The organism is Ignavibacteriota bacterium, from assembly GCA_016708125.1.
Classification (GTDB): domain Bacteria; phylum Bacteroidota; class Ignavibacteria; order Ignavibacteriales; family Melioribacteraceae.
In genome coordinates this window covers 111,586-125,133 of sequence record JADJGF010000001.1, presented here as the reverse complement: position 1 = coordinate 125,133, position 13,548 = coordinate 111,586, and the positions used below count along the sequence as shown (strand labels likewise).

Sequence of the window (13,548 nt, the reverse complement as noted above, 5' to 3'; positions counted from 1 at the left end):
TTTGAATAATTTAGAAATCTTATAAGAAATAAAAATTTTGAAATATAATTCATTATCTAATTTCCTAAGATTGATTTTTTTGTTAAAGTTTTGCTAATCTGATTTACTTCCATTAATGCTGCGCTTCCATACCAAGGAATTAATTCCATAACCAAACTTCCTTGTTGAATTGCCGGATCGGTTTCGGTTAATTTTTTTGCGTCTTCAACTGTGGTTACATCAAAAATGTAAATTCCTCTAATTTCGCCATCGCCAAAAAAAGGACCAGCTAATACTAATTTTCCTTCGTCTGCTAATCTGAAAATATTTTGTAAATGAGCCATTTGCAACTCGGCAGATTTTGCAGAATCTAAATTTCTATTTGGACCTTTTTTTAAAAATGCCATAACGTAAGTTTTCATTCCGTAGTCATCAGCTCCGTATTTCTTTGCTTTTAAGCTGTCGAAAACTTCTTCGGAATTTGATTGTGAGAAAGAATTTATAAATAAAATTATTGCGAGAAAAAATATATTTATAATGATTTTCATTTTAACTCCTTTAGTTTGTTTCTTCCAATTTAAATCTTAAACGTAAAATATCATTTTCAAAACTTGTGGAAATAATTTTAAATCTTCCAATTTCACTTGTATTGCTTACATGTTGACCAATACACGGACACGCATCGTAATCACCGACTTTTATTATCCTTACTTTTTCGGTAACATCATTCGGCAACTTTTGAAGATTATATTTTTGTTCAGCTTCTGCGAAATCAATAATTTCTTCAGTTATATCTAAATCCATTTTTATAATATTATTTACCTTTTCCTCAATTTCTGTAATTTCAATATCTGATAAATTTCTATCAAAGTGGTAATCGCATTTGGATTTTTTTCTTTCAAGATGTGCGCTGAAAGACCTACCTTTATTGAACATTCTCACCATCGTTTGATTTAAAATATGTTCAGCTGTGTGCATTGGTTCATTGTAATTCTTCGCCATTATAATTTCACTATTTTACTTTATGATATTGAAATTTATACATAAATTTTATTCAATACAATTATCACAATTATGGCAAGGTGGTTGATCAAAAAATCCAAAGTATTCTGAAATATAAATTCTTCTGCATGATTTTGTTTTGAAATAATTTACAACCGCTAATAATTTTTTGTTGTCGTTCATTAACTTTTCTTTTAAACTTTCATCGTTACACAATTCTTCCGGAAGATCTGTTTGCAGAGAAAGATTACTATTTTCTAAGGAGCCTTCGGTAACTCCATATCTATCCAGCATTGCGAGAACGGTTTCAACTCTAAAATCATTTTTATCTCTATCACTCATTCGTTCTCTTAAAAATTCAATACCAAATCCATTTACTCTGCTGATATCTTCTCTAATCAAATTGTAAATATTTTCGTAATAATCGGCATTTGGATTTGCCCATTTAATAAACTCCATTTGAGTGTAAAGATCGCTTTGATTATATAATAATTTGCACAAAGAGTCTTTACCATCTCTACCGGCTCGACCAATTTCTTGATAATAAGATTCAATTGAAGAGGGAATTTCCGCATGAATTACGAATCTTATATCCGGTTTGTCAATTCCCATCCCAAAGGCATTTGTTGCGAGAATAATTTTTTGATTTCCGGAAATAAATTCTTGCTGAATTTGTTTTCGTTTTTTTGCTTCAAGTTTTCCATGATAAATTGTATGCGGGATTTTTCTATCATTTAAAAGTTGCGAGTATCTTTCTAATTTTTTTATTAAAGCAAAATATATAATTCCGGAACCTTTATATTTTTGAATTACATTTTCTATTTGAACCATTGTTTCATTTTCATCATAAACATCTTCAGTTTCAAGCCTAAGATTTGGTCGTTGAATTCCTTGATGAAATAATTTTATTTGATCATTCTTCAAACCAAGTTTTGCAATAATATCTTTTTGAACTTCTATTGTTGCAGTTGCGGTTAAAGCAATTGTGAGCGGATTGCCAAGCAATTCTCTGAATTCTGAAATCCTTGAATAGTCTGGTCTAAAATCGTGTCCCCATTCAGAAATACAATGGGCTTCATCAATTGCAAGCAAAGAAATTTTCGCTGATTTAATTTTTTCAGCAAAATCTTTTTTTCTAAATCTTTCCGGCGTAACGTATAAAAATTTAATTTTGCCGTTTATAAAATCGCTTAAGCGTTTTTCTCTATCATTTGGGTTTAAGGTAGAATTAATAAATTCACCGGAAATACCTTTTGCTTTTAATGCATCAACTTGATCTTGCATCAAGGCAATCAATGGACTAATTACAATCGTCCCACTATCAAACAATAATGCCGGAATTTGATAACAAATAGATTTTCCGGCGCCGGTTGGCATTAAAACCAAGCAATTATTTTTATTAACAACAAGCTCGTTAATTATTTTTTCTTGCTGCCCTCTAAAACTTTTATGTCCAAATTTTTCTTGAAGAATTGATAAAGCTTTATCCATACAAAATATTTTCCTAATAATATTTTTTATTTAACTAAAGATAATTATTTAGATGAAATTTCTTAAAACGTAATTCTAATTTGCGGAATTTGTTGAAATAACAATTTAGCTCAATTCTGGATTGGGAATTTACAAATCGTAATTGTAATTTATAAATGTAAAATAAAAATAATATACATAATATTTTTTGAGTTTTACTAAAACTATTTTAATTGTATTTAGTAAAAAATAAGGGAAAAATGATAAAAGTAATTTTTGTTTGTATGGGAAATATTTGCAGATCGCCAAGCGGCGAAGCAGTTATGAATAAATTTGTTAAGAAAGCCGGATTAGAAAATGAAATTCAATGTGATTCTGCCGGAACAATAGCCTATCATGAAGGTGAACAAGCTGATGCGCGAATGAAACGCCATGCAATAAAACGCGGTTACAGAATTACAAGTATTGCACGCAAATTTAGAAATATTGATTTTGAGAATTTTGATTATATAATTGCTATGGATAAAGATAATTTTAGGAATTTGCTTTCGCTCGATACTGAAAAAAAATTTGCGAAAAAAATATTTATGATGACAAATTTCTCTTCTGAAAATAAATATAATGAAGTTCCCGATCCTTATTATAGCGGTCCGGAAGGTTTTGAATTAGTTTTGGATATTTTAGAAGATTCATGCTATGGTTTGTTAAACAAAATTATTTCTGATCACAATCTTGTGAAAAAAATAAGTAATTAATAAAGATGTCATCTTTTTAAATTTCCTTATTCAACTTTTAAATTTTATTTAAAAAATGTGGAAAAATAATTTAGAAAATTTTCTTCAAGAAAAAATTATTTCCTCACAAAATGTTGGCGGTGGTTGTATTGCTGATTCCAAAATTATTAAAACTGAAAATGGTAAAAAATATTTTGTTAAAAATTATTCCAACCCAAAAATAAATTTTGCTGAAGCAAATGGATTAAATGAAATTGCTAAATCCAAGACAATTCGAGTTCCAAATGTAATTTTTGTAGATGAAGAAATTTTAGTTTTGGAATATGTTGAACAAAAATCTAAAGTGAAAAATTTTAGTGAAATTTTTGGAAGACAATTTGCACAAATGCATAAATTCACTTCTAATAAATTTGGATTTTATGAAGATAATTTCTGCGGTTCTACTCCTCAAAAAAACTTACCGAAATGTGAAAATTGGATAGAATTTTATTTCGAAAAAAGATTAAAATTTCAATTTAATCTTGCTGAACAAAATGAATTCGTAAAATTAGAATTGCAAAATGAGTTTTCAAAAATCGAAAAAAATATTTACAAAATTTTAGAAGGAAGTGAAAATATTCCTTCTTTGCTTCATGGCGATTTATGGAGCGGAAATTATATTTCTGATGAAAACGGAAATCCATGTTTGATAGATCCCGCAATTTATTATGGAAATAGAGAAGCAGATTTGGCAATGACAAAATTATTCGGCGGATTTGATTCAACTTTTTATTCTGCTTACAATGAAGAATTTCCGCTTGCTGAAAATTGGAGTTATAGAGAAAATATTTACAAACTTTATCATATCTTAAATCATCTTAATCTTTTTGGAATGGGCTATTATTCGCAATGTTTGGAATTAATAAAAAGTTATAGAATTTTGTAGAAATTAAATGAACAAATGAAATGTTAATTTTTATTTGAATGGATTTATAATTTTTACTCCCAAAATGTTTTGTCCCAAATTCAAATCTTCCGTATAAATTTCCGAGCATTTTGAAAATTGTGCTGAAACTATAATTAGAGAATCCCAAAAAGATAACATATTTAGAATACTGCAATCAATTGCATTGTTAATCAAATCATAATTAACTGTAACAATTTCAAAATTCTGAAATGAATTAATTATACTTTTTGTAATTATTGCGTCGACATTTAACTTTTTTGTTGCAGTTACATAAAACTCTTGAATAACTTGAGTAGAAATTACTAATTGATGATTTTTAATTAAATTTTTCAAAATATTTCTCGCGGAATTTTTTTTAATTTCATCATTATTATTTAAAGAATATATTAAAATATTTGTATCAATAAAAATTTTACTCATTATATAAATCCTCGCGGTTCCATTTTTTACCATATGAATTTGCTGAACTTTTATCCATTACTTTAAAACAATCATCTAACCAATTTGTTGAATCATTTTGAACAGTTTTTGTAAGCAATTCTCTAATAAGCTTATTTAAAGAAATTCCTTTTTCTTCAGCATATTTTCTACTTTTGTTAAGTAAATCTTCATTAAATGACAAAGTTAAGTTTGGCATTTTTATTCTCCACATATTATGTGTGCAATATAATGTGTAAATTATCTTTTGTCAATAAAAACTTGACAAACTTAAAATAAAAAATTAACTTTGCGTAAAATAATTACTAATAGTCAGTAAATATAATATAATTCATTTTATGGGAATTTCTGAAAGAAAAGAAAGAGAAAAATTGCAGCGCCGACAAGAAATAATTCTTGCTGCGGAAAAAGTATTTTTCTCAAAAGGTTTTGCAAATACAACAATGGATGATATTGCTGCCGAAGCTGAATTGAGCAAAGGTACTTTGTATCTTTATTTTAAGAGCAAAGAAGAATTGTTTAAGGTTTTTGTAAAAAGGGGAATTTCAAAACAGTTGGAAATGTTTATTGAATTTACTAAAAATCAACCAAACGGACTCTTAAAAGTTAAAGCAATTGGTGAAGCTTATATAAAATTTTATTATGATTTCCCCAATTATTATAATGCTTTAATGTTTGAAGAAACTCAAAAAGTTAGGGAAATTGAAACAGATTCGGAAGATGAAAATATTCTTAAAATAAAAATGGAAACTAATAAAATTCTTGTCGAAACTATAATTGAGGGAATGAATGACGGTTCAATAAGGAAAGATTTAGATCCGGAAAAAACAGCTTTAATTCTTTGGGGAGAATCACTTGGAGTTTTGCAATTAGTAACTTTGAAAGGCGATATTTTGTGCAATAAAATGAGTTGCACATCTGAAGAATTAATTTCCTACTTTTTTGAATTTACGTATAACGCATTAAAAGCATAAAAATTTTGTTAAATAATGACTTACAGTCATTTAATAATTATTGTTTAGTGAGGTTTTATGAAAGTAAAAATAATTTTAACAATTCTTTTTTTTTCGTCAATAATTTTTCCTCAAAACGAAACGATTGAAAATTATGTAAAATTTGGATTAGCAAATAATCTTGCACTAAAGCAAAAACAGTTTGATCTTGAAAAAAGTTTAAACTCGTTAAATGAAGCTGAAGGAATGTTTTATCCATCAATAGGAATTAACGCAAGATACACAAGAGCCGGCGGAGGTCGCGAAATTATTTTCCCGATTGGAAATATTGTAAATCCCATTCACGCTTCTTTAAATTATTTGATGCAGCAAAATTTATTTCCCACAAATATTCAAAATGAAAATATTCCATTTCTTCGTGAACAAGAACACGAAACAAAAATAAGTTTGGTTCAGCCAATTATTCAACCGGCAATATTTTTCAATTATAAAATTCAAGATAATCTTGCGGAAATTTCTTCACTTGATAAACAAATTTATATTCGTTCATTAATTGCTCAAATTAAAAACTCATATTATAACTTTTTAAAGACAGAGAGTGTAAAAAAAATATATGAAAATACTTTAGAATTGGTAAATGAAAATTTACGTGTTTGCGAGAGTCTGCACAAAAATGATAAAATTACCGTTGATGTTGTTTATCGTGCAAAAGCTGAAGTATCTGAAATTGAGCAAAAACTTCTGGAAGCCAATAATAATAGGGAGTTGGCGCAATCATATTTTAATTTTCTTCTCAACAAACCTTTGGAAAGTGAAATTATTTTTGACACAAATTCAGTTGCGAAAAATTCACAACTTAATTTTGATCTAACACATTCCAGCGCAATAAATAATAGAGAGGAAATTTTACAGCTTAATTTTTTAGAAAATGTTTATGAGAATAAAAAATCAATATCAAACGCAAATTATTTTCCATCGCTAATTTTTGCCGCAGATTACGGCTTTCAAGGAGAAGATTATAAATTCACCGATAAAGATGATTACTGGATGGCATCTTTGGTTTTACATTGGAATTTATTCAACGGATTTCAAGATGCATCAAAAAGTGAGCAAGCTGAACTAGAAAAGAAAAAAGTTGAAACTCAAATTGAAGAAATAAAAAAACAAATTTCGCTTCAAGTTTTGCAGAGTTACAAAAATTATGAATTAGCGGAAAAATCAATAAAATCATCACAAGAAATGCTTAATAGTATGAAAATATCTTTTAGAATTGTTGATAAAAAGTATAAAGAAGGAATGATAAATTTTGTGGAATATCTTGATTCGAGAAATAAACTTTTGCAGACAGAAATAAATGAAATAATTACAAAATATGATTTACAACAAAAAATATCGGAGTTAGAAAAAACTTCTGCTTTAATTGAATTAAAAGATTTCTTAGGAAAATAAATTTTGGAAGTAAAAAATGAAAAGTCAATTAATAAATTTTAGGAATAAATATGAAAAATAAAATAAGTGTTTTGAGCTTAATTTTATTGGGGATAATAATATTTACAAATTGTAGTGAAGATAAAACAGAAATTAATTCGGAGGAAATAATTCCGGTTAAAGTTGAAAAAATTATTGAGGAAGAATTTTCATTGCCAATTCATACAAGCGGAATATTAAAAGCGGAAAAGGAAATTTCACTTGCATTTAAAACCGGTGGAATAATTTCATATATTTTTGTTGAAGAAGGCGAAATTGTTAAAGAAGGACAAATTTTAGCAAAATTAAAATTAGATGAAATTGATGCTCAGTTTAATCAAGCAAAAATTAATTACGAGAAAGTTTTACGTGATTTTAATCGAGTTGAAAATTTGTACAAAGATAGTGTTGTAACTTTGGAGCAATATCAAAATGCCAAATCCGGATTGGAAGCTGCAAGTTCCGGTTTAAATATTGCGAAATTCAATTTAAAATATTCAACAATTACTGCTCCTTTCTCTGGTAAAATTTATAAGAAATTAATTGATGCAAATGAAATGGTTTCACCCGGAACACCAATATTCATAATGGGTTCAAAAGATTCGCAGTGGAAAATTGTTTGTGGAATTACAGAGAATGATTTTCATAAAATTAAAATAGGCAATAATGCAAAAATAAAATTTGATTCGTTTGATGAGGAATTTTCTGGAGAAGTCACACAAATTGCCGGAGCTGCAAATCCTTTGAATGGCATGTACGAAATTGAATTATCAATAAAAGACTCTTACAATCAATTTGTATCTGGAATGATTTCAAGTGTGGATATTTTTTCATCTGAGAAAAATAATTATAAAAAAATTCCGATAAAGTCTTTAGTCGATACGGAAGGAAAAACTGGTAATATCTTCATTATTCACAATAACAAAGCTGTTAAGAAGGAAATTGAAATCGGTGAGATTTATGATGAATATGTTTTAGTAAAAATTGAAGACAAAAGTATTCATGAAATTATAACTGATGGTGCAGAATATTTGAAAGATGGAATAAAAGTAAAAATTTTGAAGTAACGGAAACAGAAAAAGGTATAACGGAATCCGGAGACGGGAGAATGGAAACAGAAGAACGGGAACCGAAAACTGAGAAATAAAAACTTAAAAGAATAAGGATTAAAATGGAAAATTCTATATCCAAATTTGAAGATTTAAATGTTTGGAAAGAATCAATGAATTTAGTCGAAATAATTTATAATGAATTAGCTAATAGCAAAGATTATGGATTAAAAGATCAAATGCAAAGAGCGGCAATTTCAATTCCGTCAAATATCGCAGAGGGTTTTGAACGCAATACAAATAAGGAATTTATACATTTTCTTTATATCGCAAAAGGTTCATGTGGTGAATTAAGAACGCAGCTTTATTTGTTAAAGAATTTAAAAATATTAGATGAAAATAAATGCAATAATATTGTGGAATTAACTCGAAAAATTTCTGCAATGTTATCTAAATTAATTAAAACAAGAAAAGAAAAATTTTAGGTAAATCGGTTTTCCGTTTTCGATTTCCGGTTTCTATTTTTTGGAGTTTTTATGAACTTATCAAAATTAACAATAGAGAATCACCAATTTTCAATTATAATAATTCTGATTTTTTTGTTACTCGGAATTGTTTCATTTTTTACAATGCCGAGATCGGAAGATCCGCAAGTATCACCTCCGGCAACATCTGTAATTGTAGTTTATCCCGGAGCAACTCCAAGTGATGTTGAGGAAATGGTTATAAATCCGATAGAAGAAGCGCTTAACGAACTTGATGATATTAAGAATATAAAAAGTTATGCTCGTGATGGCTACGGTGTTGTTGATATTGAATTTATTGCCGGAAATGATGCCGATGAAAAATATTCAGATGTTACTCAAAAAGTAAACAGTATTAGAAATAAATTACCGGAAGAAATTTATGATATCGATTTATTAAAATGGTCAATTTCCGATGTGAAAATTCTACAGTTAGCTTTAATTTCAGAGACTGATGAATATTCTAAATTAGAAAAGGAAGCTGAACATTTAGAAGATAATTTAAAAAAAGTAAATGGCGTAAAAAGTGTTCAAACATTAGCATTTCCAAAGCAAGAAATTAGAGTTGAAATTAATTTAGAAAAATTATCAAAGTATAAAATTCCATTATCCAAAATCATTCAAATTTTGCAATCGGAAAACGCAAATATTCCCGGTGGTGAAATTGATTTGGGTGGAAAAAACTTCAGCATTAAAACAAGCGGTAGTTTTAAAAATATAAATGAAATTAAAAACGTAATAATTAATGCTTTGAACGGAAATATACTTTATTTGAAGGATGTTGCAAAAGTTTCGAAAACTTATGAAGATGAAAATTACATTGCTAAATTTAATCAAAAGAGATCTGTGTTTATTACTGCAGATCAAAAACCGGGAACAAATATTTTTGATGTTTCAAATGGAATGAAAGAAAAAATTGAGGAATTTAAAACTTCACTTCCGAGTTCAATGAAATTGGAAACAGTTTTTGATCAATCGCAAAGTGTTGAAATTAGATTGAACGGATTTTTTCTAAATCTATTACAAGGTTTATTGCTTGTCGGAATTGTAATGTTTTTGTTTGTTGATTTAAGAACAGCTTTAATTGTTATGTCAGTAATTCCAATTGCAATTATTATTGGTATTGGATTTTTAGATTTATCCAATTACGGATTGGAACAAATGTCAATTGCCGGCTTGGTTATTGCGTTAGGAATGCTTGTTGATAATTCAATTGTTGTTACAGAAAATATTGCAAGATATATTTCACTTGGATTATCAAATATGGAAGCTGCAGTAAAAGGAGTTTCACAAATTACTTGGCCAATTATCAGTTCAACGTTAACAACAGTTTTTGCTTTTATTCCAATGATGTTGATGCAAGATGTAACCGGAGATTTTATAAGAAGTATGCCGGTTACTGTAACTTATACATTATTTGCATCATTAATGTTAGCTCTAACTTTAACTCCATTATTATCAAAAAACTTGATGAGTATTAAATCAATTTCTCATGAAAAGAAAATGAGAAAAGTTGTAAATCATGTAATCCATAATTTGTATAAAAAAAGATTAACATTTGCTTTGAATAATCCAAAATTAATTATCGCAATATCTATCATAATATTTTTGTTAAGTTTATCCTTAATTCCATTAGTTGGAGTAAGCTTTTTCCCAAAAGCAGAAAAGCCTCAATTTATGATAAATATTAATTTACCGGAAGGTTCAAGTATTGAAAGAACATCTGAATATGCTTTAAAAGTTGAAAATATTTTGAAGAATAAAGATGAGATTCTAAATTTTACGACAAATATAGGAAATGGAAATCCAAGAATTTATTACAATGTAGTTGGAAAAAGAAATGCTAAAAATCACTCACAAATTTATGTTGAATTAAAATCATATAATTATTCTAAGTTTAATAATTTTTTAAATGAATTAAGAAACGAATTTTCCCAAATTGCCGGAGCAGAAATTGAAGTAAAAGATTTTGAACAAGGTCCGCCGATTGAAGCTCCGATTGCAATTAAAATTTTAGGTGAAAATATTTCCGAATTAAGAAAAGTTTCTTTGGAAGTTGAAAAAATATTTAAATCAACAAAAGGTACTGTAAATATTAACAATCCGCTGAACACAACCAAAATGGATTTATCGGTAAAAATAAATAAAGAGAAAGCTGCAATCTTAGGAGTTCCGATAGCAGAGATTGATAGAACAGTCAGAGCTTCAATAAATGGATTAACAATTACAAATTTTAGAGATGAAAACGGAAAGGAGTTTAACATAATTTTACGCGCACCAATTGTAGAAAATTCAGACTTTGCAAAATTTGATAGAATCTTTATTTCATCAGTAACCGGCGAACAAATTCCGCTAAAGCAATTAGCCAGAATTGAATTTACTAAAACACCTTTGGCTATTAGCCATTTTGATCTTTCACGAACAGTAACAATTACTTCTGATGTAATTTCAAATTATTCTGTAAATGCAGTAACAAATGAAATTGTAAAAAATGTTGAAAAGATTCCGCTAAAGAAAGGTTATACATTTTACGTCGGCGGTGAAAAAGAAAGTCAGCAAGAATCATTTGGCGGAATGGCAAAAGCAATGATTATCGCAATTGTTGGAATTTTTGGAATTTTGGTTTTACAATTCAAATCATACAAACAACCGTTTATAGTTTTCTCTGCAATTCCATTAGCAATAATTGGATCAATAATAGCTTTATTAATTACCGGAAATACATTTTCATTTACGGCATTTGTCGGTTTAACAAGTTTGGTAGGAATTGTTGTAAATAATTCAATCATTCTTGTTGATTATACAAATCAATTAAGAACAGAAGGAATGAAAATATTTGATGCATTAATTTCTGCATGCGAAGTTAGATTTATGCCGATTTTATTAACTACCGGAACAACTATTGTCGGACTTTTTCCTTTAACATTAGGCGGCGGAACAATGTGGGCGCCAATGGGTTGGACAATTATCGGCGGATTATTAGTTTCAACAATTTTGACATTAATTGTTGTTCCCGTTCTTTATAAATTATATACAAAATGATGTGAGAGAAAAGTTTTATTTACTTAAAATTGTTTTGATTTCTGAACAAATATTTTGATTTATTTATTTCTGAAAATGTAAATTTGGATTATGCAAATCATAGAAATTTTACAACAAGTTGAAGTAAATAAAAACTCCGCATTTTTTTACACTCCAAATATTTATAATGATGGAAAATCTTTCTTCTTTAAAAATCCTATAGAAATATTAAAAGGCGCAACACACAATGAAGTAAGTGCAATTCTTGAAAAAGTTGATCAATTAATTCAAAAGAAAAATCTTTTCGGATTTGCAACAATTCCGTATGAAATTGGTTATTTCTTTCAGCCAAAAGTGATTAAAAAATCTTACATAAATCACGAGGAAATTCAATTTAATTTTTATGAAAAAAAGAATGTAGAAATTTTCAGATCAGATAAAATACAATTTGATGAAGTTCAAAAATTTATTGGGAAACAAAATATTCAGAATTATAAGATAGATATTTCCAAAAGTAATTATGTAAAAAATATTGAAAGAATAAAAAACTTTATTGAAAAAGGTGATACTTATCAAATTAATTTTACTTCAAAAGCTAAATTTAATTTCATTGGAGAAATAACTTCACTTTTCTTAAATGGAATATTTAATCAGTCTGCGGGTTATTCGGTTTTAATCAATACAGATAAGGAGTTTATACTTTCTTTTTCACCGGAATTATTTTTTGAAACTGATTATAAATCAATAATCTGCAAGCCAATGAAAGGAACAATTAAAAGAAAAGGAAATCCGAGTGAATATAAAAGTTTGATTAATCAAATTCAAAATGATGAAAAAAATTTAGCTGAAAATGTTATGATTGTTGATTTACTTAGAAACGATATCGGGAAAATCTCTCAAGTAAATTCTGTAAAAGTTGAAAAATTATATGAAGTTGAAAAGTATGAAACTCTGTTTCAATTAACATCAACAGTTATTGGTAAATTAAAATCAAATAAATTGAGTGAAATAATTAAGAATTTATTTCCAAGCGGATCAATTACCGGCGCTCCAAAAATTCGGTCAATGCAAATAATTGCTGAGTTAGAAAAATCTTCAAGAAAATTATACACAGGAGCAATTGGAATAATTACAAATCGCAAATCTGTTTTTAATATTCCAATTAGAACAATAAGCATAAATAAAAAAACGAATGTCGGTGAACTCGGCTTAGGAAGCGGTGTTGTTTGGGATAGTAATCCGGAAAAAGAGTATGAAGAAGTTTTACTTAAAGGAAAATTTATAAGTAAAAAACCAAAGTATTTTGAATTATTGGAATCAATTCTGTTTGAGAACGGAGAATATTTTTTATTGAATTATCATCTTCAAAGATTAAAAACTTCGGCGGAATATTTTTTATTCAAATTTGATGAAACTAAAATTAAAAATAGTTTACAAAAAATTACTCAGAAATTAAGTAAAGAAAAAAAATATAAAATAAGACTTCTTCTAAATAAATGGGGAAATGTAAAAATTGCATTTGATGAATTGAACAATATTTCAAAATGTGTGAAAGTAATTTTAAGTAATGCAGAAAGATGTGATGACGAAAAATATTTATTTCACAAAACAACATTTAGACCGTGGGATAAAGAGTATATCAAATTTAGGGAAAAAGGATTTGATGAAATTATTTTTATAAATGAAAAAAATGAATTATTAGAAGGCGCAATCACAAATTTAATTTTAGAAAAAAATGGAAAACTATATACTCCACCAATAAAATTAAGAATTCTCAATGGATGTTATAGACAATTTATGATTGATGAAAAAAAATGTGAAGAAAAAATTTTAACAATTTCTGATTTAAAAAATGCAAACAAAATTATTCTATGCAATTCAATAAGGAAAGAAATTATTGTTAGTGAAATTTATAATTCTAATTTTAAATTGTTACGCAAGTTTCAATAAAATATTACTATTTTT

General features: G+C 27.5%; 13 protein-coding genes. 8 read left to right on the top strand and 5 right to left on the bottom strand.

The annotated features are described in order from the left end of the window. Nucleotides 1-56: 56 nt before the first annotated feature. The 3 genes from IPH62_00580 to IPH62_00570 are packed head-to-tail and all read right to left on the bottom strand — an operon-like array spanning nucleotide 57 to nucleotide 2,472. Entirely contained in the window at nucleotides 57-527 is a 471-nt protein-coding gene (locus IPH62_00580) for a hypothetical protein (protein MBK7103767.1), read from the bottom strand. Nucleotides 528-537: 10 nt separating this feature from the next. Next, the gene (locus IPH62_00575; protein ID MBK7103766.1) at nucleotides 538-981 is read right to left on the bottom strand and encodes a hypothetical protein; all 444 of its coding nucleotides are present in this window, start codon (nucleotides 979-981) and stop codon (nucleotides 538-540) included. Nucleotides 982-1,029: 48 nt separating this feature from the next. Continuing rightward, a complete protein-coding gene (locus IPH62_00570; GenBank protein MBK7103765.1) occupies nucleotides 1,030-2,472 on the bottom strand; it encodes an ATP-dependent DNA helicase RecQ in 1,443 nt (480 codons plus the stop codon). A gap of 239 nt (nucleotides 2,473-2,711) precedes the next feature. Here IPH62_00570 and IPH62_00565 point away from each other — a divergent pair, with 239 nt between their 5' ends. Together IPH62_00565 and IPH62_00560 are read left to right on the top strand one after the other, a co-directional pair. Next, nucleotides 2,712-3,206 (top strand): low molecular weight phosphotyrosine protein phosphatase, encoded by a 495-nt coding sequence (locus tag IPH62_00565; protein ID MBK7103764.1) that lies wholly within the window; start codon nucleotides 2,712-2,714, stop codon nucleotides 3,204-3,206. Between the two features lie 55 nt (nucleotides 3,207-3,261). Beyond that, nucleotides 3,262-4,110, top strand: a complete 849-nt coding sequence (locus IPH62_00560; protein ID MBK7103763.1) for a fructosamine kinase family protein — start codon at nucleotides 3,262-3,264, stop codon at nucleotides 4,108-4,110. A gap of 30 nt (nucleotides 4,111-4,140) precedes the next feature. Here IPH62_00560 and IPH62_00555 read toward each other — a convergent pair whose 3' ends face one another. Continuing rightward, entirely contained in the window at nucleotides 4,141-4,584 is a 444-nt protein-coding gene (locus IPH62_00555; GenBank protein MBK7103762.1) for a PIN domain-containing protein, read from the bottom strand. Beyond that, a complete protein-coding gene (locus IPH62_00550; protein ID MBK7103761.1) occupies nucleotides 4,544-4,768 on the bottom strand; it encodes a hypothetical protein in 225 nt (74 codons plus the stop codon). The genes IPH62_00555 and IPH62_00550 overlap by 41 nt, the downstream gene beginning before the upstream one ends. A 139-nt stretch (nucleotides 4,769-4,907) precedes the next feature. Here IPH62_00550 and IPH62_00545 point away from each other — a divergent pair, with 139 nt between their 5' ends. From IPH62_00545 to IPH62_00520, 6 genes are all read left to right on the top strand, one after another. Further along, nucleotides 4,908-5,543, top strand: coding sequence for a TetR/AcrR family transcriptional regulator (locus IPH62_00545; GenBank protein MBK7103760.1), 636 nt, complete (start codon nucleotides 4,908-4,910; stop codon nucleotides 5,541-5,543). 57 nt (nucleotides 5,544-5,600) lie between these two features. Then, on the top strand, nucleotides 5,601-6,971 hold the full coding sequence (locus IPH62_00540; GenBank protein ID MBK7103759.1) for a TolC family protein: 1,371 nt from the start codon (nucleotides 5,601-5,603) through the stop codon (nucleotides 6,969-6,971). Nucleotides 6,972-7,021: 50 nt separating this feature from the next. After that, nucleotides 7,022-8,056 (top strand): efflux RND transporter periplasmic adaptor subunit, encoded by a 1,035-nt coding sequence (locus IPH62_00535; GenBank protein MBK7103758.1) that lies wholly within the window; start codon nucleotides 7,022-7,024, stop codon nucleotides 8,054-8,056. A gap of 104 nt (nucleotides 8,057-8,160) precedes the next feature. Next, entirely contained in the window at nucleotides 8,161-8,523 is a 363-nt protein-coding gene (locus IPH62_00530; GenBank protein ID MBK7103757.1) for a four helix bundle protein, read from the top strand. Nucleotides 8,524-8,574: 51 nt separating this feature from the next. After that, nucleotides 8,575-11,604 (top strand): efflux RND transporter permease subunit, encoded by a 3,030-nt coding sequence (locus IPH62_00525; GenBank protein MBK7103756.1) that lies wholly within the window; start codon nucleotides 8,575-8,577, stop codon nucleotides 11,602-11,604. Between the two features lie 90 nt (nucleotides 11,605-11,694). Further along, the gene (locus tag IPH62_00520; protein ID MBK7103755.1) at nucleotides 11,695-13,533 is read left to right on the top strand and encodes a chorismate-binding protein; all 1,839 of its coding nucleotides are present in this window, start codon (nucleotides 11,695-11,697) and stop codon (nucleotides 13,531-13,533) included. The last annotated feature ends 15 nt before the right edge of the window (nucleotides 13,534-13,548 follow it).

Excerpts from the sequence above, each read along its gene's own strand:
- IPH62_00570 (MBK7103765.1), bottom strand. The coding sequence starts at position 2,472 with ATGGATAAAGCTTTATCAATTCTTCAAGAAAAATTTGGACATAAAAGT.
- IPH62_00545 (MBK7103760.1), top strand. The coding sequence starts at position 4,908 with ATGGGAATTTCTGAAAGAAAAGAAAGAGAAAAATTGCAGCGCCGACAA.
- IPH62_00520 (MBK7103755.1), top strand. The coding sequence starts at position 11,695 with ATGCAAATCATAGAAATTTTACAACAAGTTGAAGTAAATAAAAACTCC.
- IPH62_00530 (MBK7103757.1), top strand. The coding sequence starts at position 8,161 with ATGGAAAATTCTATATCCAAATTTGAAGATTTAAATGTTTGGAAAGAA.
- IPH62_00565 (MBK7103764.1), top strand. The coding sequence starts at position 2,712 with ATGATAAAAGTAATTTTTGTTTGTATGGGAAATATTTGCAGATCGCCA.
- IPH62_00525 (MBK7103756.1), top strand. The coding sequence starts at position 8,575 with ATGAACTTATCAAAATTAACAATAGAGAATCACCAATTTTCAATTATA.
- IPH62_00555 (MBK7103762.1), bottom strand. The coding sequence starts at position 4,584 with ATGGTAAAAAATGGAACCGCGAGGATTTATATAATGAGTAAAATTTTT.
- IPH62_00560 (MBK7103763.1), top strand. The coding sequence starts at position 3,262 with ATGTGGAAAAATAATTTAGAAAATTTTCTTCAAGAAAAAATTATTTCC.
- IPH62_00535 (MBK7103758.1), top strand. The coding sequence starts at position 7,022 with ATGAAAAATAAAATAAGTGTTTTGAGCTTAATTTTATTGGGGATAATA.
- IPH62_00550 (MBK7103761.1), bottom strand. The coding sequence starts at position 4,768 with ATGCCAAACTTAACTTTGTCATTTAATGAAGATTTACTTAACAAAAGT.
- IPH62_00575 (MBK7103766.1), bottom strand. The coding sequence starts at position 981 with ATGGCGAAGAATTACAATGAACCAATGCACACAGCTGAACATATTTTA.
- IPH62_00540 (MBK7103759.1), top strand. The coding sequence starts at position 5,601 with ATGAAAGTAAAAATAATTTTAACAATTCTTTTTTTTTCGTCAATAATT.
- IPH62_00580 (MBK7103767.1), bottom strand. The coding sequence starts at position 527 with ATGAAAATCATTATAAATATATTTTTTCTCGCAATAATTTTATTTATA.